The sequence below is a fragment of the Streptomyces sp. SID13666 genome (assembly GCF_010548325.1).
In the GTDB taxonomy this organism is placed as follows: domain Bacteria; phylum Actinomycetota; class Actinomycetes; order Streptomycetales; family Streptomycetaceae; genus Actinacidiphila; species Actinacidiphila fildesensis.
This window is the reverse complement of sequence record NZ_JAAGLX010000008.1, coordinates 81,202-101,440: the sequence shown is the minus strand read 5'-3', so window position 1 is coordinate 101,440 and position 20,239 is coordinate 81,202. Positions and strand designations below refer to the sequence as shown.

Below are 20,239 nucleotides of genomic sequence, written 5' to 3'. Positions count from 1 at the left end.
CCGCCCGCCGGCGGGACCGGGACCCGGTCCCGCCGGAAGGCGTCTGCGGTGCTTACTGGTTGACGAAGAGCTTCGTCAGGTCGATTCCGGAGGTGACGTTGTTGTAGACGACGCCGCCGACCTTGGAGCCGAAGAGCTGGAGCTGCTTGTAGAACACCGTCGGGACACCGGGGATCACGTCGGTGGTGATGTAGGCGTTGAGCTTGAACCACTCGTCAGCGGCCTTGACCGGGTCGGTGATCGCCTTGATGCGGTCGATCTCCGAGTTGATCTTCGGGTCGTTGACGTGCGAGTAGTTCGGCGCCTGGTCGGCGATCGTGCGGCCGTCGAAGACCGGCGGGATGACGGTCAGGGTGCTCGGCCAGTCCGCGCCCCACGCGCTCGCGTAGATGTCGTAGGGGTTGTCGACCTTGCCGATCAGGTCGTAGTACGTGTCGGACGGCAGGTCCTTGCGCTGGACGTCGAAGCCGGCCTTCTTGAGCGCGTCCGCGATGGCGACCGAGTACTCCTGGCCCGCGGCGGTGTTGATGTACGCGTAGGTGATCTTGGTGTTGAGCTTGCCCGCGTCCGTGAGGATCTTCTTCGCGGCGACCTGGTCACCGTCGGGCTTGGCGACCTTGCCCAGCGGGTCGCTCTTCTGGTAGCCGGCGAGGGTCGGGCTGATGTAGCCGCCCGCGTACTCGGCTCCGTACGAGGCACCGAGGGCCTGCCAGACCGGCTTGGTCGGGATGGCCAGCGCCAGCGCCTTGCGGATCTGGAGGTCGGTGATCTTCTTCATGTTGAAGTTGATCTGGCCCACGAACGGCTGGTAGCCGGAGACCGTGCGCTTGAAGATCGAGGCGGTCCCGACGACGGTCGGGGTGCTCTTGGTGTCCACGGCGTTCGCGAAGCTCAGCGACGTCTGGTTCTCACCGGCGTCCGACATCAGGCGCTTGGTGGAGTCCGGTGCCTGGTGGTTGAACGTGATGTCGAAGGTGTCGACGTACTGGTGGCGCGCCGGGTCGGTCTTCGGGTCCCAGTTGGTGTTCTTCACGAGCGTCATGGACTTGCCGCTCTCGAAGGACTTGATCTTGTACGGGCCCGACGCGACCGGCGCCTTGTCGTACTTCTCCTTGGTGTCCTTCGCGGAGTCGACCACCGCGTAGCCCGCCATGGCCATCAGGTACGGCGTGTCCGGCTGCGCCGTCGGGAAGTGGAAGACGATGGTCTTGGCGTCCGGGGTCTGCAGCAGCGAGTCCGGCAGGTGCGCGCCCTTGTACGGGCCGTCCGGGAGCAGCTTGCGGTAGTCGGAGCCTGCGGTGTTGGCGAGCCACTGCTGGAGGTAGGCCGGGCCGTTGGTGATGAATGGCGCGAACAGCCGCTCCACCGACCAGCGGATGTCCTTCGAGGTGATCGGCGTGCCGTCCTCGAACTTGACGCCGTCCTTGAGCGTGTACGTCCAGGTCTTGCCGGCGTCGGTCTCCTTGCCGCTGTCGGTGGCGAGGTCGCCGACGACGGTGTACTTGCCCTTGCTGTCGAGCTTGTACGTCGTCAGACCGCGGTGCAGGAGGGTGGCGAGCTGGCCCTCGTTGCTGACGTAGATCTGGCCCGGGTCGAGGTGGGTGTAGCTGTCGCGCTCCAGGGCGTGCAGCGTGCCGCCGGGCTTGGCGCCCGGTACCTCTTCGGCGGGACCCGTGGAGGCGGCGGCGTCACCGAAGGTGATCTGCGACTGCTGCTGCTTCGCGTTCTGGTCCTGCTTGTCCTTGGTGTCGTTCTTGCTCGTACCGCCGCCGCCGCTGCTGCACGCGGTGAGCATCAGCGCGCCCGCCGCCACGGCCACCAGGGTGGCCTTCGTTCTACGCATGTAGACCGTCATAGCTGTCTCTACACCTACCTGTTCGTCGATGGCTGTTGTGCTGACTGACTCATCCGGTGCTGGGGCGGCGGTGCGCCCCCGCGGTACGGCTTCAGCGTCCCGATTTCGGGTCGAACGCATCCCGGACCGAGTCCCCGAGCAGGTTGAACGCGACGATGAAGATCACCATGGCGATGCCGGGGAAGAACATGTAGGTGATGTCGTTCTGGGCGATGTCACCACCCTTGGCGAACATCCGGCCCCAGTCCGGCGTGGGCTCGATGATGCCGACGCCCAGGAAGGAGAGGCCGGCCTCCGCGGTCACGAAACCGGGAAGCATGAAGGTGGCCTGCACCAGGATCGGAGTGACCAGGTTCGGCAGCAGCTCGCGGCGGACGATGCGCCACGACGACGCACCGGTGACCTTGGCCGCCTCGATGAACTCCCGTTCGCGCAGGCTGAGTACCTGGCCGCGCAGGATGCGGGAGAGGCCCATCCAGCCGAGGAACCACTGGACGGCGATCAGCGCGGTGACGCGCAGGTAGGTGGGCGTCTCGTCCTGCGGATCGACGAAGATCGCCACCACGATCGGCATGAAGGCCACGAAGAACAGCTGCGAAGGGAACGCCAGCAGCAGGTCGGAGACGCGGCCGATGAAGTAGTCGGCCCGGCCGCCGAGGTAGCCGGAGGTGATGCCGAGCAGGATGGCGGTCGTCACCGTGGCCAGGGTGACCGCGACGCTGATGAACAGCGAGGTGCGGATCCCGTACAGCAGCTGGGTGAAGACGTCGCGGCCGAGCCCCGGCTCGATGCCGAACCAGAAGCTGCTGCTCACCCCGCCGTTGGGCGCCACCGGGTATCCGAACTCGTTGAGCAGGTCGGAGTTGTTCTGCCCGTAGAGGGTGTAGGGGTCCTTGCCGTACAGCTTGGAGATCACCGGCGCCAGGATCGCGATGGCGAAGAAGAAAATGACTACGAACGCGGAGAGGACTCCGGTACGGTCGCGTTTGAAGCGCCGCCACATGAGTTGGCCGGGGGAGAAGCCGACGATGTCGCCGGCCTGTTTGCCCAGGCCCTGGGTCTGAGCCGCCGGGTCGATGGAGCCGTCATCGGCGTCCGTGACCACGGCCTGGGTTTGACTCGTCATAACGAATGCCCCCACACCAGGAGTCTGTCGTCGCGACTGAAAACTTCGTCGCGGGTTGAGCGGACTTTGGCAATGGATTCATCCTCCAGTCAAGGGGGTGGCGGGGGAAGAAACTGCGCATGGGCTCTTCTTGAGCGAAGATTGTGCAGATTGCCGCGCCAGCGTGCTTGACAATGATCCTTTTCGGACGGCATTTGGGGATCTTTGCGGATCAAACGCGTTTACACGTAAGCAACTTGACTGTCGCAACACCGATATACGGACGTAGCACTCTGAACAGCGTACGGCCGTGCGGGTGCCGTGAGCCGGCCGGGACACCTGAGGGTGCCCCGGCCGACTGCCGTTCGGGGAAAGCCTGTTCCCCTCCCTGATGTACGGGTATATCTATGGGAACGGTGTGCCTGGGGGGAGATGGCCTTGAATCAGGGCAATGTGCTCGCGCGGGGAGCGCGGGTCGCGGGCGGGATCATTTGTGTCGTTCTCATTGCTGCAGAGATCATTTGGATCGGCCGGGACATCGGCAATGTGGGCGTGAAAGACACATTTCTGACCTGGATCGGACGTATTTTCTCTGGTCAGCAGCATGCGCCGCTCGGCACGTCCATCACGGACGTGATTCTGGTGGTGATCTATCTGGGCGCCCTGCTGGCGGCCGCGCAGCCGATCGCCTCCGGCGCCTTCGTGACGGCCGGAGTGCTCACGCTGCTCTACCGGCTCCCGCTGCTGTGGATCCTGACCGAGGACGAAACCCGGGGCCTCCACCTGCGGGACCGTGCGCTGTACACCGCGATCGGTGCGGTCCTCGCCGCCGTGGCGCTCATCGTCGTCGCGGCCGCCGGACGGCGCCCGGCGGTCTCACCGGCCGACGGTGAGCCGCCCGCTCCGCCGCGCACCGGACCCGCGATCTTCGGCGGGCTGCTGCTGATGTTCCTCGCGCTGGCGTCCGTCGCCTGGGAGGCGTACTACATCCAGCACTTCACCTCGGACCGCATGGGACCGTTCTCGTACTGGCGCCAGTTCACCGGGAAGCAGCCCTCCGGCGTCCTGCTCGCCCCGCCGGGTTTCTGGGTGGACTGGGTGGTGATCGTGCTGTGTGTGGTCGCCGCGGTGCAGGCGTTCGCCAGGAAGCCGGTCGCGCGCCCGCTGGGCATGGCACTGGGGTGGCTGCTGGCCGCCTACGCGGTGTTCACGCTGGACATCTACGCCAAGCAGAAGATGCTCTTCGAGTTCGGCGACCTGGACACCACCGACATCCTGCAGCAGCTCACCTCCGTCGTGGAGGTCGTCGCGGGAATCCTGATCATCCTGCTGCTTGCGCTGCGCGGCACACACCGTCCGCCGGTAGTGCCCGCCTGGGGGGCGCCAGGAGGTCAGTACGGCGCGTGGGGCGCACCGCCCGCCCCAGCCCCGTACAACGACGCCCCGTACGGCCAGTCGCCGTTCGGCGGCCCGCCGCCCCTCCCGCCGGAGTACCCGCCGAACACGCCACCGCGCCCCCAGACACCGCCCGGCTGGTAGCGGGCGGGACTGCGGGCGCGGAGCGCGCGGCTTCTGCCGCCGGTGGTTACGCGACGCCCAGCGTCCGCTTGAGGAACGCCACCTGGAGCAGCAGCAGGTTCTCCGCGACCTCCTCCTGCGGGGTCATGTGCGTGACCCCGGAGAGCGGGAGCACCTCGTGCGGCCGGCCCGCCGCCAGCAGCGCGGAGGACAGCCGCAGCGAGTGCGCCACCAGGACGTTGTCGTCCGCGAGACCGTGGATGATCATCATCGGCCGGACCTGGTCCGCCGCACCCGACAACCCCTCGTCGGTGACGAGGGAGTTGGCGGCGTACACCTCGGGGTGCTCGTCCGGGTGGCCGAGGTAGCGCTCCTGGTAGTGCGTGTCGTACAGCCGCAGATCGGTGACGGGCGCGCCGACGACGCCCGCGTGGAAGACGTCGGGGCGGCGCAGCACGGCGAGCGCGGAGAGATAGCCGCCGTACGACCAGCCGCGGATGCCGACCCGGTCCAGGTCCAGCGGGTACGACCCGGCCAGCGCGTGCAGCGCGTCGACCTGGTCGTCCAGCGTGATCCCGGCGAGATTGCCGACGACGGACTTCTCCCAGGCGGGGGAGCGGCCGGGGGTGCCGCGACCGTCCGCGACGATCACCGCGAAGCCCTGGTCGGCGAACCACTGCGAGACCAGGTGGGCGTTGTGCGCCGACACCACGCGCTGGCCGTGCGGCCCGCCGTACGGGTCCATGAGGACCGGCAGCGGCCCGTCGCCCTCCCGGTATCCGGTCGGCAGCAGGACCGCCGCCGGGATCCGGCGTTCGCCCGCCTCGGTCAGCCGGACGACCGCCCGTAGCGCCGGCTGCTGCGCGTACGAGGTGATGACGGCGGCCGGCTTGTCGTCCCGCAGGACCCGCACCCGGGCGCCGGCGGTCTCCAGCGTCGCGGAGGTGAGCACCGTCAGGGGCCCGGAGCGGACCGCGGAGTGCACGCCGGGCTCGTCCGAGACCCGGGTGACGCCGTGTTCGCCCACCCGGTAGACGTGGATCTCGCCGATCTCGGGGGTGTCCGCCGCGGCCCCGGCCGACGCCGAGACGAGGACGTCGTCCGCGGTGATGTCGAGCACGGCCCTGATGTGCAGCTGCGCGCCGGTCAGCGGCCGGTCGCCGACGACCAGGACGCGCGCCCCGGCCCGCCCGTCGCCCGCCACCACCCCTCCAGGGAGCTTCGCGCCCCCCTTGATGTCGGCGATCCGGACCAGCTTCCCATCCGGCGTCCAGGCCGGCACCCCGGGGAAAAGATCAAGCCAATCCTGATCTTCCTCGGCGTGCACCGGGTGGGTGCGGCCGGAGTCGGTGTCGACGCTGAGGAAGAGCTGACCGCGCTGGTCACGCGCCTGGACGAGCAGAACGGGCGGGCCGGCCGCCGACCAGTGCACCTGCGCGAGATACGGGTAGCGCTCCCGGTCCCACTCCACGTCCACCCGGGAACCGTCGAGGTCGACCAGCGCCAGCGTCACCACCGCGTTGGCCGTACCGGCCGCCGGGTAGGCGATCTCCGCCGGGCGGCGGCCCGGATGGGCCGGGTCGGCGATCCACCAGCGCTGTACGGGGGTCTCGTCGACCCGGGCGGCCAGCAGCCGCTCTCCGTCCGGCGACCACCAGAAGCCGCGGCTGCGGCTCATCTCCTCCTGCGCGATGAACTCCGCCAGCCCCCACGTCACCTCGTCGCCGTCCGGCTCCGCGAGCGCCCGGTCGTTGCCGCCGTCCGCGTCGACGACCCGGAGCGCGCCGCCCGCGACGTACGCCACCCGGCGCCCGTCGGGCGACGGCCGGGGGTCGACGACGGGGCCCGCGGTGGACAGCTCGCGCGCCGTCCCGGCCCGCAGCTCGGCCACGAACAGCCGCCCGGAGAGCGCGAACGCCGCCAGCTCCACGGCCTGGTCCACCGCATAGCCGACCACCCCGGACGACCCCTCACGGCTGCGCTCCCGCCGCGCCCGCTCCTGCGCGGAGAGCTCCTCGCCGGCCCCCGCCAGCAGCGCCGCCGGATCCGCCGCGATGCGCTCCTGACCGGATTCCGGATCGAGGATCCACAGCAGATTCGACGCGTCGGTCCCCGACCGGGACCGCAGGAACGCCACGCGCTCCCCGTCCGGCGAGACGGTGAACGCCCGGGGTGAGCCCAGCGAGAAGCGCTGCGTCCGGGCGTGCTGACGTGGAAACGAGAGCTCTTCAGTCATGCCACCGACCCTAGAGGGCCGTACCGGCGTCGACCGGGTCTGGCGGAAAACCGGCTATGCGCCCCCGCGTGCTTCCGTGCACCGAGATATGCGGTGGCACGGAAAGTTATGATCAGTTGCCGTGTGTGGGTAAGGGTTAGTAGCAACTGGCAAGTGTCGTGCCCCTGCGTACCTGGGAGGTGAGCCGTTGTGGCGCTATCGATTTCGGCGGTGCTGCTGCTGCTGATCGTCGTGGCCCTGCTGGTCAAGAAGTCTGGGCTCAAAGGCGGCCACGCGGTGGTCTGCACGCTGCTCGGCTTCTACTTGGCGAGCTCCTCCGTGGCCCCGACGATCCAGCAGCTGACGACGAGCGTCGCGGGCATGATCGGGGGCTTCAAGTTCTGAGGGGCACGCACCGGGTCGTTACGCTCTCCCCATGAGCGATCTCCCTCCCAGGCGGCTGCTGCTCGTCCATGCGCACCCGGACGACGAGTCGATCAACAATGGCGCGACGATGGCCAAGTACGCGGCCGAAGGCGCCCATGTCACCCTCGTGACCTGCACTCTCGGCGAAGAGGGCGAGGTCATCCCGACCGATCTCGCGCATCTGGCCGCGGACCGTGACGACACCCTCGGCCGGCATCGCATCGGAGAGCTCGCAGCGGCCATGAAGGAGCTCGGGGTCACCGATCACCGCTTCCTGGGCGGGCCCGGCCGCTACCGCGACTCGGGGATGATGGGCGTCGTCCAGAACGAGAACCCGGACTGCTTCTGGCAGGCCGACGTGGACGAGGCCGCCGGCCATCTCGTGGAAGTCATCCGCGAGGTCCGGCCGCAGGTGCTGGTCGCCTACGACCCGAACGGCGGCTACGGGCACCCCGACCACATCCAGGCGCACCGTGTCGCGATGCGCGCGGCCGAGCTGGCCGCGGCGGAGGGCCACGCCATCGAGAAGATCTACTGGAACTGCGTACCGCGCTCCGTGATCGAGGAGGGCTTCGCGGCCCTCAAGGCGGCCGGCAAGGAGATCCCCTTCGAGGGGATCGCCTCGGCCGACGACGTACCGGGTGTGGTCGACGACGCGAAGGTGACGGCGGCGATCGACGGGACCGCGTACGGGGAGCGCAAGGCCGCGGCGATGCGCGCCCACTTCACCCAGATCGCGGTGGACGGCCCGTTCTTCGCCCTCTCCAACGACCTCGGGCAGCCGCTGTTCGCCTCCGAGTACTACGTGCTGGTGCAGGGGACCGCGGGCGCGGAGCGCGAGGACGACCTGTTCGCCGGGGTGCGGGTATGAGGCCGGCCACGACGGCGGGTGCGGGCAAGGAAGCACAGCGATCGGCGGGGATGGGCGGCACGGGCCGGACCGTGTCGTATCTCGTGCTCGGGGTGCTCGCCGCGCTGGTCGGCGGGGCCGGCGCGCTGGTCCAGGACGGCTGGTTCCCCGGCGGGCTGCTGCTCGCGCTGGCGGGCGTCGCCGGGCTGTTCTACGGCGGGGTGAAGCTCACCGGCACCCGGTTGGGAGCGGCGGTACCGGGCGCCGTGTGGCTGATCACCGTGATGCTGCTGAGCTCCGCGCGACCCGAGGGCGACTTCCTCTTCGCGGCCGGTATCGGCCCGTACATCTATCTGTTGGGGGGAGCACTCGTGGGAGTGGTCTGCGCCACTTTGCCGCAATTGCCCTCATCCGGGGCTAATGACTCCCGACTTGGCGGCTGACCCGCTGTCCGTGGTGTGCTGAGGAGCGAGCGTTCCACCGGTCACGGGGATCGCTCCGGCGCCGCCCAGTATGGTGGTGCGCGCTGGCGAGCCGCCTGAGGATGGCCGTGAGGTGGCGAAGCTAACCGGGAGAGCCTGCTTTGAGTCGTGAAACTGACAGTTCGTCCTCCGGGAACCAGGGGGGTCGCGGCGGGGCCGCGTACCCGTCGGGGACCCCGCCGTACGGAACCCGCCCGTTTCCGTCGCTGCACCCGCAGGAGGGGTCGCAGGACGGCGACGCCACGCCCGAGGCACCGGTGCCGCCGGCCGCCGAGGAGCCCAGGACCGAGACCACGATGACCACCAGGATCCGGATCAACATCCCCGGATCCCGGCCGATTCCGCCGCTGGTCATGCGGACCCCCGTCGAGGACCGCACGCCCGCGGAACCGTCCGGCGACCCCGACCCGGGCCGCCCCGCGTCCAGTTGGAACGCCGTGCCGGCGCCCGCGCCCGCTGCCGAGCCGGCCGGGGAACCGGAGCCGGACGAGGCCCCCGGGCCGGAGCGGACCAGCGACTGGTTCGCCCCCCGGAAGACCTCCGCGGCGGCTCCCGCGCCGTCCCCCGCACCCGGTCCCACGCCGCCTCCGGCATCGGACAGCACCCAGCCGATCAGCGTCGCCGGCCTGCAGTTCCCCGACGACGTCCGCGACCCCCGGCCGGCCGGCGGACAGCCGACGGCGGGCCCGTACCTGGCGCCGCCGATGGGCACCCCGCTCGGTGGCCCGGGAGCCTTCCCCGGGAACCGGGACGACACCCCGTGGCCCGGCTCGAACCCGCTGGCCCCGCAGGACCCCGCGTTCAGCGATCCGTCCTACCGCGATCCCGGCTTCGCCGACCCGGCGTTCAACGGCCCCCCGTTCGGGCCGGGCGGAGCGCCCGGTGAGGGCGACCGCAGTACGCCTTTCCCCGCCTACCAGCCGCCCGCGGGCCAGGGTCCGCAAGGACCGGCGGGACCGACCACCGGCCCGGTGACCGGCGCGGCGCGGCTGCCCCTGGCGGGCCAGCCCGCCCCCGGCACCACCGGGCCCGGTGCTCCCGCCACCCCCGGTGCTCCCGGTGGGCGCGTGTCGGGCGACACGCTGGTCAGCGGCATCCCGACGGTGCCCGCCGGCCCCAGGACGCCCAAGCCGCCGGCCGCCGGCGAGGACTCCTACCGCTTCGAGGCGGACAGCACTCCGGCGAAGCCCAAGGGCCGCTCCAAGGTGATATTGGCGGGCGGCCTCCTGGTCTTCCTCGCGGGTATCGCCTACGGCGCCGGCCTGCTGATGAACCACGCCGAAGTGCCCAAGGGCACCACCGTCCTCGGTGTCGACATCGGCGGGAAGTCGCGCGACGAGGCCGTCAAGGCGCTCGACGCGAAGCTCGGCAACCGCATCACCGCCCCGATCAAGGTGAAGATCGGCGCCCGGACGCTGGAGCTCAAGCCCTCGGTGGCCGGCCTCTCCATCGACAACCTGGCCACCGTCCGCTCCGTCGCGCACACCGACTACAACCCGGTCTCGGTGATCGGCTCGCTCCTCGGCGGAGCGCGGCCGGCCGAACCCGTGCTCGTCGAGGACGACGAGAAGCTGAAGTCCGCGCTGCAGAACCTGTCGCAGCAGGCGGCCGGCGGATCCGGTTCCGAGGGCATGGTGAAGTTCGTCAGCGGCAAGGCCGTCGGCGTACCCGGCACCCCGCGGCAGGCCGTCGACGTCGACGGCTCGATGAAGAAGGTCACCGACGCGTACCGGACCCGCGCCGAGACCGGCCGGGACCAGTTGGTGGAGCTGACCGCCACGACCGTGCAGCCGAAGGTCACCCAGGCCCAGATCGACGAGGCGATCGCCGGCTTCGGCAAGTCCGCGATGGCCGGGATCGTCACCGTGAAGGCCGACGGCTCGCACAAGGTCCCGTTCGGCCCGAACAAGTCGCTGCCCAAGTTCCTGACGATGGTCGCGGACGCCAACGGCAAGCTCCAGCCGTCCTTCGACCTGGCCGTCCTCAAGGACCTGTACGGCAAGGCGTTCACCGGCGTGCTCATCGTGCGGGACAACGGCACGAAGTCCGCCGTCACCCCGAAGGACGTCGCCGACGCGATGCTGCCGGCGCTGAACTCGTCGGACCAGTCCAAGAAGACCGTGGTGATCCCGCACGTGGCGAAGTAGCGCCAGGTCGTATCGTCCTGGGCCCCCGGCAGCGGTCCGGACCATGACATCTGTCATGCGGAAGACACGATGTCCGGCACTGCCGGGAGGGCCCGCCGCTCGGCGAAGCTGATGCCATGACCGCACCAGCCGTACAGACCGCGACCGACGGGCCCGCCACGGGCGAACCCGTGGTCGGCTTCAGCGGCGTGAACAAGAGCTTCGGCCCTGTGCACGCTGTCGCCGACCTCACCCTGACCCTGCACCCAGGCGAGACCGTGGCGCTGCTCGGTCCCAACGGGGCCGGCAAGTCCTCGGCCCTCGATCTGCTGCTCGGGCTGCGCAACCCCGACTCCGGCGGCATCAAGGTCTTCGGCACCACCCCTGCGCAGGCCATCGCGCAGGGCCGGGTCGGCGCGATGCTGCAGAGCGGCGGCCTCATGGAGGACGTGACGGTGCGGGAGATCATCTCCCTGGCCTGTGCGCTGCACCCGCGTGCCTACCCGGTGGACGAGGTGCTGGCCACCGCCGACATCACCGACATCGGCGACCGCAAGGTCAACAAGCTCTCCGGCGGCCAGGAGCAGCGGGTCCGCTTCGCGCTCGCCACCGCCGGCGACAACGATCTGATCGTGCTCGACGAGCCGACCGTCGGGATGGACGTCACCGCCCGTCAGGCGTTCTGGGCGACGATGCGCCGCCGGGTCGACGAGGGCCGCACGGTGCTGTTCGCCACCCACTACCTGGAGGAGGCGGACGCGATCGCGGACCGCGTCCTGGTCCTGCACCGCGGCCGGCTCATCGCCGACGGCACCGCCGCCGAGATCAAGGCGCGGGCCGGTGCCCGCCGGATCACCTTCGACCTCCAGGGCGCGATCGACGAGCCCGCGCTCAGGGCGCTGCCGCACCTGGTGGGCGTCGAGGTGTCCGGGGCCACCGTCCGGATCCGTTCCGACGACGCCGACGCGACGATGCACGCGGTCTACGGCCTGGGGCTCTACCCCCGCAATCTCGAAGTCGCGGGCCTCGGCCTGGAGCAGGCGTTCCTCGCCATCACCGACGCGGCATCCGCCGAGGAGGCGGAAGAGCGATGAAGACTCTGATCAAGCTGGAGATCCTGCGCGTCCTGCGCAACAAGAAGTTCATGTTCTTCTCGGTGATCTATCCGCCGCTGCTCTTCCTGATCATCACGGCGGGCACCGACCCCAAGGCGAAGCTGCCCGGCACCGATCTGTCGACGGTCGCGTACTTCATGGTCGCGATGTCCGCGTTCGGCGCCATGACGGCCGTCCTGATGGGCAACGCCGAGCGGATCGCCCGGGAGCGCGAGAAGGGCTGGGTGCGCCAGCTGCGGCTCACCGCGCTGCCCGGCCGCGGCTACGTCACCGCGAAGATCGCCTCGGCGGCCACCATCAGCCTGCCGTCGATCCTGCTCGTCATGATCGTCGGTGCGGCCGTGAAGCAGGTGCGGCTGGACGCCTGGCAGTGGGTCGCGATCCTGCTGTGCAGCTGGGCCGGCAGCTTCGTCTTCGCGGCGCTCGGGGTGGCCATCGGCTACGTCGCGTCCGCCGATGTCGCCCGGCCGATCTCGATGATCGCCTACTTCGCGCTGGCGCTGCTGGGCGGTCTGTGGGTGCCCTTCACATCCTTCCCGCAGTGGATGCAGAACATCGCCCAGTACCTGCCGGCCCGGCCCTACGCGGCGCTCGGCCAGGCCGTCGAGCTCGGGGACGCCCCGCATGTGAAGGACATCGCGATCCTGCTGGTCTATCTGCTGGTCTTCGCGGGCGGCGCGGCGTACCTGTACCGCAAGGACACCCAGAAGGCGTGACACCGTGAAGCCCGTGAAGTCCGTGAACCCCGCCGACGGCGCCCGCGCCGGACGAGAGAACTGGGCGCCGTGGCGCGCGGAGCTGGAGGCCGCCGACTCCACCTCCATGGGCCGCGTGCCGGAGACCCGCAGGCAGGCCGTGGTCAAGCTGCTGTGGATCGCCATCTGGATGCTCTACCTGGGCGCCCCGGTGGACGACCTGGTGCACGGCGGCCACGGGACCGCGGTGGTCGTCCTGGCCTCGCTGGGCCTCACGGGATTCGTCATCGCCTATCTGTCGCTGGTCTTCCTGCGGACCAACACCGAGGAGGAGAAGCGCTGGGTGTACTGGGTGCTGTGCGCCCTCGCCGGGCTGGCGGCGGTCACCTCGGCGACCCTGGGCAAGCCCTGGCTGGTGCTCTTCGTCTACGTCTCGGTGGCGTGCGGGGCGGTTCTGCCGCCGACCCGGTCCCGCTGGCTGATCCCGGCCGCCACCGGGGCGCTCGCCCTCATCGGCTCCTTCGTCGACACCCAGCGGGACCTCTTTCCGGCGCTGCTGATCCCTTGCCTCCTCGGAGGGTTCGCGATGGTGGGCATCAGACAACTCGTCCAGACGATGCGGGAGCTGCGCGAGGCGCGGGAGACCGTGGCGCAGCTCGCCGCGACCGAGGAACGGCTGCGGCTCGCCCGTGATCTGCACGATCTGCTCGGCCACTCGCTGTCCCTGATCACGCTCAAGAGCGAGCTGGCCGGCCGGATGCTCCCGGACCGGCCGGTGGACGCCGCGCAGCAGGTCGCCGACATCGAGAAGGTCAGCCGCCAGGCGCTCGTCGACGTCCGTGAGGCGGTGAGCGGCTACCGCCGCCCCACGCTGGCCACCGAACTGGCCGGGGCCCGCACCGCACTGGCCGCCGCCGGCATCGCCGCCGACCTCCCGGTGGAGCTGCCGCCCACCGCGGCCGCACAGGACGACGGAACGTCCCCGGCGCTCGCCCCGGACACCGAGGGCGCGCTGGCCTGGGCCCTTCGTGAGGCGATCACCAACGTCATCCGGCACAGCGGCGCCACCCGCTGCGTGATCACCCTCACCGAGCGGTCCGACGACGGGGCCGGCACCGTCGTCCTCACCGTGACGGACGACGGCCGCGGCCCCGCCGGCGGCCCCGGCAACGGCCTCTCCGGCCTGGAGGAGCGCCTGCTGCTCGCCGGCGGCAGCCTCACCACCGGCCCGGCGGCGCCGACCGGCTTCACGCTCAGCGCGAGCGTGCCACGGCGTACCCCTGTGGTCGCGGTTCCGCCCCTCGCCTGACCTGGTACGCGGCGGCGTCGCGTCCCCCCGTTCGGCCGTGTGCCGGTTTCCCGCGGAGCTCCGTCGGCTACCTATCACCAGCCGAAGACCGCCTCGGCCGGCGCCGGTCCGCCGATCGCCGTTCGCATCCCAGGGCTCCAGGGAGAACGCATGGCTGCACGACGTGCCACGAGCGCCGGACCGGGGCCCGGCTCCGAACGCGCGGGAGCACTGCGCAGGCTCGGTGAGTGGTGCGCCCGGCGCTGCGTCGTGGTCATCATCGTCTGGCTGGTCGCCCTGGCCGGGCTGCACGTCCTGCAGAGCACCTTCGGCGGCACGTACTCGGACGACTTCTCGTTGCCGGGCACCCAGTCGAACACCGGCCAGCAGGTGCTCCAGAAGAACGCTCCGGCCTCCAGCGGCACCAGCGCCCAGGTGATCATGCACGACTCCAAGGGCCAGCTGACCGGCGTCACGGACCAGATCAACCAGACCGTCGCCGCGCTCCAGAAGGTCCCGCACGTGACCTCGGTGACGAGCCCGCTGCCGGCCTCGGCGTCCGCCCCGCCGACGGGTGCGATCTCCAAGGACGGGACGATCGGCTACATCACCGTCCGCTTCGACAAGAATCCCACGTCGATCGGCGAATCCCTGGTCGGCAACGTCGACGGCGCCGTCGCCTCGCTGCGGTCCGCGGGCATCGACGTCGAGTACGGCGGACCTCTCGGCGAGGCCGCCCGGCCCGACACCAAGGACTTCACCAGCGAGGCCATCGGGTTCGCCGTCGCGGTGGTCGTCCTGCTGGTGGGATTCGGCAGCGTCATCGCCGCCGGCCTGCCGCTCGTCAGCGCGCTGATCGCGGTGATCGTCGGGCTGAGCTGTCTGAGCCTGCTGGCGGCGGCCTCCACCTTCGCGAGTGTCTCGCCGACCCTGGCCACGATGATCGGGCTCGGCGTGGGCATCGACTACGCGCTGTTCCTGATCACCCGCTACCGCCAGCTGCTGATGGACGGCGACGATCCGCCCGTCGCGGCGGGCCGGGCGGTGGCCACCAGCGGCCGGGCGGTCCTGGTCTCCGGCTGCACGGTGATCGTCGCGCTGCTCGGCCTGTACGTGTCGCGGGTCAGCTTCATCGGCAAGCTGGGCGTGGCGGCGGGCGTCACCGTGGTCACAGCGGTGCTGGGCGCGCTCACCCTGGTCCCCGCGCTGCTCGGACTGATCGGTCGCCGGATCGACCGCTTCACCTTCCGCAAGCCCGTCGCGGAGGGCACCCAGGGCCTGGAGGGCGAGGCGCAGGGCGGCTGGCACCGGTACGCCCAGCGGGTGGAGCGCCGCCCCTGGTGGTTCCTGCTCGGCGGGGTGGTGGTGATCGCGGTCCTGGCGATCCCGCTGCTGTCGATCCGGCTCGGCCATATCGATGACGGCGCCGATCCGACCAGCTTCACCGACCGGCGGGCGTTCGACCTGATCAGCGAAGGCTTCGGGCCCGGTGCCAACGGTCCGCTGACCATCGTGGTCGACCAGACCGACGTACCGGCCGCCGACCGGGCGGCGCTGGCCACCTCGGTGCAGAAGGCGCTCACCGGCGTACCCGGCGCGGCGAGCATCAGCCCGCCGCAGCCCACCAGCAACGGCCAGGTGCTGATCTCCACCGCGATCTCCGAGGTCGTTCCGCAGGCCGCGGGCACCACGGATCTGACCAACCATCTCGAGGACGACGTCCTGCCGAAGGCGGTGTCGGGCACCGCCGCCCGCACCTATCTGACCGGGACGACCGCCGCCCAGGTGGACTTCCTGGACCTGATCTCCGCACGGCTGCCGCTGATCATCGCGGTGGTGGTGGGGCTGGCCTTCATCATCATCCTGACCGTCTTCCGCGGTCTGCTGGTGGCGCTCAAGGCCGCCGTGCTCAACCTGCTGTCGATCGCCGCCTCGTACGGGGTGGTGGTCGCGGTGTTCCAGTGGGGCTGGGGCGGCCCGGCACTCGGCGTCAACGGCACGGTCCCGATCGAGAGCTATGTGCCGATGATGATGTTCGCCATCGTCTTCGGGCTCAGCATGGACTACGAGGTGTTCCTGCTCTCGCGGGTGCACGAGGCCTGGGAGCGCACCGGGGACAGCAAGGGCAGCGTGGCGCACGGTCTGGAGATCACCGCACGGGTGATCACCTGCGCCGCGCTGATCATGGTGAGCGTCTTCGCCGCGTTCATCCTCAGCGACAACATCGTCATCAAGATGCTGGGTCTCGGCCTGTCGGTGAGCGTCCTGATCGACGCCACCATCGTCCGGCTCCTGCTGGTGCCCGCGGTCATGACGCTGCTCGGCCGGCACGCGTGGTGGATGCCGCGCTGGCTCGACCGGGTGCTGCCGCACGTGGACGCCGAGGGTACGACGGCCTGACGGCGCGGCGGCCCTACTCTGGCCGTATGACTGAGGCCAGCGGCGGGCCACCCGCACGGAACGTACGAGTCCTCCTCGCCGACGACCAGTCGATGGTGCGGGAAGCGCTGGCCACGCTGCTGGGCCTGGAGGACGACATCGAGGTGGTCGCCCAGGTCGCCCGGGGCGACGAGGTGCTGGCGGCGGCCCGCGCCTACGCACCGGACGTGGCGCTGCTCGACATCGAGATGCCCGGCCTGACCGGGATCGAGGCGGCGGCGCAGCTGCGCAAGGCGCTGCCGGACATCAGGATCGTGATCGTCACGACGTTCGGCCGCCCCGGGTACCTGCGGCGCGCGATGGAGTCCGGCGCCGAGGCGTTCCTCGTCAAGGACGCCCCGGCGTCCCAGCTCGCCGACGCGGTACGGCGGGTGCTGCGCGGGGAGCGGGTCATCGACCCGACGCTCGCGGCGGCGGCGCTGGCCGACGGGGCGGACCCGCTGACCGCCCGCGAGCGGGACGTGCTGCGGGCGGCGGCCGACGGGTCGGTGAACGCGGAGATCGCACGGAGCCTGCTGCTGTCCGAGGGCACGGTCCGCAACTACCTCTCGACGGCGATCCAGAAGACGGGCGCCCGCAACCGGGCGGAAGCGGTGCGGATCGCCCGCGAGAAGGGCTGGCTCTAGGGTCTGTCCGGCGGCTCAGTTCAGCAGCGCGCGCGCCGATCTGGCCTGTCCCTGGATGGACTTCGCGGCCTCCGGATCGATGATCTTCAGCATCTCCGCGTAGGCCTCCATCTCGGCCGCGCCCTGCAGGTAGTCACCGCGCCGTACGAGGAGCTGGGCGCGTTCGTAGCGCAGCCGGGCCGGGTGCCGGGGGAGCAGCAGGGCGAGCTCGACGGCCCACAGCTGCACGCCGATCTCCTCGGGCCGGGCGGCCGCCCAGGCGCGGATGTTGTTCAGCACCCGCAGCACGATGTCGAGCGGGTCGGCGGGCACCAGCATGTCCGGCGCCAGCGGGGCGCCGGTCGCGCCCGCGACGAGCAGCCCGGCGTCGTCGGAGTCGAGCACCCGGCCGCCGTGGAACGGGTCGGCGAGCACGAAGTGCCCGGCGGGATCGCCCAGGCCGACGACGAAATGGCCGGGCAGGGCCACCCCGTAGACCGGGGCGCCGGCCCGCCGGCCGACCTCGATCCAGACCACCGACAGCAGGATCGGCAGACCGCGCCGGCGGCGCAGAACCTCGTGCAGCAGCGAGGACTCCAGCCGCCCGTAGTCGGCGGGCAGCCCGGCGAAGCCGCAGGTGCCGCCGAGGAGCGCGGACAGCGCGCGGGCCCAGTCGTCGGGCGTCGTGAGGCCGTAGGGCAGCATTCCGGCCAGCCGGTCGAGCTCGATCTGCGCCGTGTCCGGACCGGTCCGGCCGAACTCGGGGTCGGCCTCCGCGCCGATCAGCAGGCACAGCTCGGCGAGGTCGGGCCGTTCCTCGCGGGCCGCCTCCGCGAAGCGCTCACGCCACGGGCCCGTCACGGCGACGGCCGGCGGTAGTGGTAGCCGTGATGGGTGGTGAAGCCCATCCGGTCGTACAGCGCCCGCGCGGCGTCGTTGTCCGCCTCGACCTGGAGATACGCGAACGACGCGCCCTCCTCGACGGCCCGGCGGGCGAGCGCGGCCATCACCGCGGTGGCGAGCCCCCGCCGCCGGAACGCCGGTTCGACCTCGACGGCACCGAACAGCGCCCACCGGCCGTCCACCACGCCGCGCCCGATCGCCCCGGGCGCGGTGGCGAACCAGACGGACGGCCCGCCGAGCACCACCTTCAGTGCCTGTTCCGCCAGGTCACCCGTGCGGTGGTACGACGCGAGCCAGGAATCCCCGGGCTCGCGGGTCAGGGTGACGGCGTCCGCGCCGGGCAGTTCCGCGAGCGGCGCGAGGGGTGCGGTACGGACCAGGGTGTCGGCCTCCCGGAGCCAGCCGCGCCGGTCGAGCTCGGCGGCGAGCGGCGCGTCGTCGGGGACCTGGAGGTACGGGGTCGTGCCGCGGTCGCCGTACCAGCGCACGACGAACTCCAGCGCCTCGTCCAGCGGCATCTCCGGATCACCGTGCGCGAGAACGGAGTTGGCCCGCCGTGTGAAGCCCTCCCGTCGCCCACCACCACCCTTCCGAGGGAGCGCTCCGCGCACCCCTTCTGTGGCCCGCAGCGTCCACTCGCCCAGCCGCTCGCTCTCCGTGGCCGGCCAGGCGCGCGAGGCCGCTTCCTGGAGCTCCGCCGCGCTCACCCGAGCGCTGCGGCGGACCGGAGCGGGGGGCACGACCTTTCCCGCGACCAGCGCGGATTCGGCGATCCGGACGGTTTCACCGTCCCGGCGGGTGACGCACACCACGCCGTGATCCCACGATGCGAGAACACCGAGGGTGTCGCTGAACGTAGGCTGCCCGTCAGCGATCTCCAGTACCCGCCGTACCGAAACGCGTTTCCCCACGTCAGCAGGGCTGATGCGGACCACTAGCCGTCCTGTGGCGGCAAAATCCATAGTCATCAGTGCCCCTCTTGTTCGTCTCGTGCCCAGGAACGGAGATACTAGAGGCGGGCATCGACGACGCCGCGCTCCCGCGCGAGATGAGCCCTACCGAGGAGGAACGACAGCGTGACCTACGTCATCGCGCAGCCTTGTGTCGACGTCAAGGACAAGGCGTGTATCGAAGAGTGCCCGGTCGACTGCATCTACGAGGGCTCCAGGTCCTTGTACATCCACCCGGACGAATGCGTCGACTGCGGCGCCTGTGAGCCGGTCTGCCCGGTCGAGGCCATCTTCTACGAGGACGACACCCCGGAGGAGTGGAAGGACTACTACAAGGCGAATGTGGAGTTCTTCGACGAGCTCGGATCGCCCGGTGGCGCCTCGAAGCTCGGACTGATCGAGCGGGACCACCCCTTCATCGCCGCGCTGGAACCGCAGAACCAGCCCGGCTGATCAAGACCGCACGACGCGTCGGTCCCGTACGGGGAGGCTTCCGTACGGGACCGGTGTCGTTCTCCCGTCCAGGAAAGTGAGCACCAGCGTGGCGCCAGTCTCCGACCGTCTCCCCGTCTTCCCCTGGGACCGGCTAGAGCCGTACAAGGCCGCGGCGGCCGCACACGCCGACGGCATCGTCGACCTGTCGGTGGGCACCCCCGTGGACCCGGTCCCGGCCGTGATCCGCAAGGCACTGTCCGCCGCGGCGGACAGCCCCGGCTATCCGCTGACGTACGGCACCGGCTCGCTGCGGGACGCCGTCGCGGACTATCTGCGGGACCGGCTCGGCATCGCGGGCGCCCAGCCGGCGAACGTGCTGCCGCTGATCGGCTCCAAGGAGCTGGTCGGCTGGCTGCCGACGCTGCTGGGGCTGCGCGAGGGCGATCAGGTCGCCTACCCGGAGCTGGCCTACCCGACGTACGAGATCGGGGCGCTCGTCGCCCGCGCCGAGCCGGTGACGTACGCCGACCCGGTCGCCGACCTCGACCCGGCGCGGGTCCGGCTGCTCTGGCTCAACACCCCGTCGAACCCGACCGGCCGGGTGCTGGACGCCGCCGAGCTGCGCCGCATCGTGGACTGGGCGCGCGAGCACGGCATCCTCGTCGTCTCCGACGAGTGCTACATCGAGCTGGGCTGGGACGCGGCACCGGTCTCCGTGCTGCACCCCGACGTGTGCGGTGACAGCCACGACGGGCTGATCGCCGTCCACTCGCTCTCCAAGCGCTCCAACTTCGCCGGGTACCGGGGCGCGTTCCTGGCCGGCGACGCGGCCGTCGTCAAGGAGCTGCTGGGGGTGCGCAAGCACACCGGCATGATCGTCCCGGCGCCCGTGCAGTCCGCGATGATCGCCGCGCTCGGCGACCGCGAGCACGCCGTCGTGCAGAAGGAGCGCTACGCCCGGCGGCGGGCCGTGCTGCGGACCGCCTTCGAGGCCGCCGGATTCCGGATCGAGCACAGCGAGGCCAGCCTCTACCTGTGGGCGACGCGTGGGGAGTCCTGCTGGGACACCGTCGGTGACCTGGCCAAGCAGGGCATCCTGGTCGCGCCGGGCGAGTTCTACGGTCCGACGGGCGCGCACTTCGTACGGGTCGCGTTCACCGCGCTCGACGAGCGGGTGGACGCCGCGGTGCGCCGGCTGGCCTGACGTCCGCTGTTGTCCCCGCAACGCCGGA

Annotated in this window: 17 protein-coding genes; 12 read left to right on the top strand and 5 right to left on the bottom strand. The window is 70.8% G+C overall.

Annotated elements, in window-relative coordinates:
- Window positions 1-52: 52 nt before the first annotated feature.
- On the bottom strand, window positions 53-1,843 hold the full coding sequence (locus G3I60_RS14250) for an ABC transporter substrate-binding protein (protein ID WP_138351024.1): 1,791 nt from the start codon (window positions 1,841-1,843) through the stop codon (window positions 53-55).
- 103 nt (window positions 1,844-1,946) lie between these two features.
- Window positions 1,947-2,996: an ABC transporter permease gene (locus tag G3I60_RS14245; RefSeq protein ID WP_343241942.1), complete on the bottom strand. Its 1,050-nt coding sequence runs from the start codon at window positions 2,994-2,996 to the stop codon at window positions 1,947-1,949.
- A 516-nt stretch (window positions 2,997-3,512) separates the two neighbouring features.
- Between G3I60_RS14245 and G3I60_RS14240 the strand changes: the two genes are divergently transcribed.
- A complete protein-coding gene (locus tag G3I60_RS14240; RefSeq protein ID WP_164295288.1) occupies window positions 3,513-4,499 on the top strand; it encodes a hypothetical protein in 987 nt (328 codons plus the stop codon).
- Window positions 4,500-4,545: 46 nt separating this feature from the next.
- On the opposite strand, the gene G3I60_RS14235 is transcribed toward G3I60_RS14240, so the two are convergent.
- Complete coding sequence (locus G3I60_RS14235; protein WP_164295287.1) at window positions 4,546-6,714, bottom strand: S9 family peptidase; 2,169 nt, start codon at window positions 6,712-6,714, stop codon at window positions 4,546-4,548.
- A gap of 189 nt (window positions 6,715-6,903) precedes the next feature.
- Between G3I60_RS14235 and G3I60_RS14230 the strand changes: the two genes are divergently transcribed.
- From G3I60_RS14230 to G3I60_RS14190, 9 genes are all read left to right on the top strand, one after another.
- Window positions 6,904-7,098, top strand: a complete 195-nt coding sequence (locus G3I60_RS14230; RefSeq protein WP_138351021.1) for a hypothetical protein — start codon at window positions 6,904-6,906, stop codon at window positions 7,096-7,098.
- A gap of 31 nt (window positions 7,099-7,129) precedes the next feature.
- On the top strand, window positions 7,130-7,990 hold the full coding sequence (gene mshB / locus G3I60_RS14225; RefSeq protein ID WP_164295286.1) for an N-acetyl-1-D-myo-inositol-2-amino-2-deoxy-alpha-D-glucopyranoside deacetylase: 861 nt from the start codon (window positions 7,130-7,132) through the stop codon (window positions 7,988-7,990).
- Window positions 7,987-8,412: a DUF6113 family protein gene (locus tag G3I60_RS14220; RefSeq protein WP_343241281.1), complete on the top strand. Its 426-nt coding sequence runs from the start codon at window positions 7,987-7,989 to the stop codon at window positions 8,410-8,412. Before mshB ends, G3I60_RS14220 begins: the two co-directional genes overlap by 4 nt.
- 140 nt (window positions 8,413-8,552) lie before the next feature.
- On the top strand, window positions 8,553-10,598 hold the full coding sequence (locus tag G3I60_RS44580) for a hypothetical protein (RefSeq protein WP_203672897.1): 2,046 nt from the start codon (window positions 8,553-8,555) through the stop codon (window positions 10,596-10,598).
- A 116-nt stretch (window positions 10,599-10,714) separates the two neighbouring features.
- Window positions 10,715-11,671 carry an ABC transporter ATP-binding protein gene (locus G3I60_RS14210; RefSeq protein WP_164295285.1) on the top strand — a complete coding sequence of 319 codons (957 nt, stop codon included), beginning with the start codon at window positions 10,715-10,717 and terminating at the stop codon, window positions 11,669-11,671.
- The gene (locus G3I60_RS14205; RefSeq protein ID WP_138351018.1) at window positions 11,668-12,408 is read left to right on the top strand and encodes an ABC transporter permease; all 741 of its coding nucleotides are present in this window, start codon (window positions 11,668-11,670) and stop codon (window positions 12,406-12,408) included. The genes G3I60_RS14210 and G3I60_RS14205 overlap by 4 nt, the downstream gene beginning before the upstream one ends.
- A 106-nt stretch (window positions 12,409-12,514) precedes the next feature.
- Window positions 12,515-13,696, top strand: coding sequence for a sensor histidine kinase (locus G3I60_RS14200; RefSeq protein ID WP_164295323.1), 1,182 nt, complete (start codon window positions 12,515-12,517; stop codon window positions 13,694-13,696).
- A gap of 150 nt (window positions 13,697-13,846) precedes the next feature.
- The gene (locus G3I60_RS14195; protein WP_164295284.1) at window positions 13,847-16,075 is read left to right on the top strand and encodes an MMPL family transporter; all 2,229 of its coding nucleotides are present in this window, start codon (window positions 13,847-13,849) and stop codon (window positions 16,073-16,075) included.
- 26 nt (window positions 16,076-16,101) lie between these two features.
- Window positions 16,102-16,740, top strand: coding sequence for a response regulator transcription factor (locus G3I60_RS14190; protein WP_138351016.1), 639 nt, complete (start codon window positions 16,102-16,104; stop codon window positions 16,738-16,740).
- 15 nt (window positions 16,741-16,755) lie between these two features.
- On the opposite strand, the gene G3I60_RS14185 is transcribed toward G3I60_RS14190, so the two are convergent.
- Together G3I60_RS14185 and G3I60_RS14180 are read right to left on the bottom strand one after the other, a co-directional pair.
- The gene (locus G3I60_RS14185; protein ID WP_138351015.1) at window positions 16,756-17,580 is read right to left on the bottom strand and encodes a transglutaminase-like domain-containing protein; all 825 of its coding nucleotides are present in this window, start codon (window positions 17,578-17,580) and stop codon (window positions 16,756-16,758) included.
- Complete coding sequence (locus G3I60_RS14180) at window positions 17,577-18,584, bottom strand: GNAT family N-acetyltransferase (RefSeq protein WP_164607198.1); 1,008 nt, start codon at window positions 18,582-18,584, stop codon at window positions 17,577-17,579. The genes G3I60_RS14185 and G3I60_RS14180 overlap by 4 nt, the downstream gene beginning before the upstream one ends.
- 114 nt (window positions 18,585-18,698) lie before the next feature.
- On the opposite strand from G3I60_RS14180, the gene fdxA reads away from it, so the two are divergent.
- Window positions 18,699-19,025: a ferredoxin gene (gene fdxA / locus G3I60_RS14175; protein ID WP_138351014.1), complete on the top strand. Its 327-nt coding sequence runs from the start codon at window positions 18,699-18,701 to the stop codon at window positions 19,023-19,025.
- Between the two features lie 88 nt (window positions 19,026-19,113).
- Entirely contained in the window at window positions 19,114-20,211 is a 1,098-nt protein-coding gene (gene dapC, locus G3I60_RS14170; protein WP_164295283.1) for a succinyldiaminopimelate transaminase, read from the top strand.
- Window positions 20,212-20,239 lie beyond the last annotated feature (28 nt).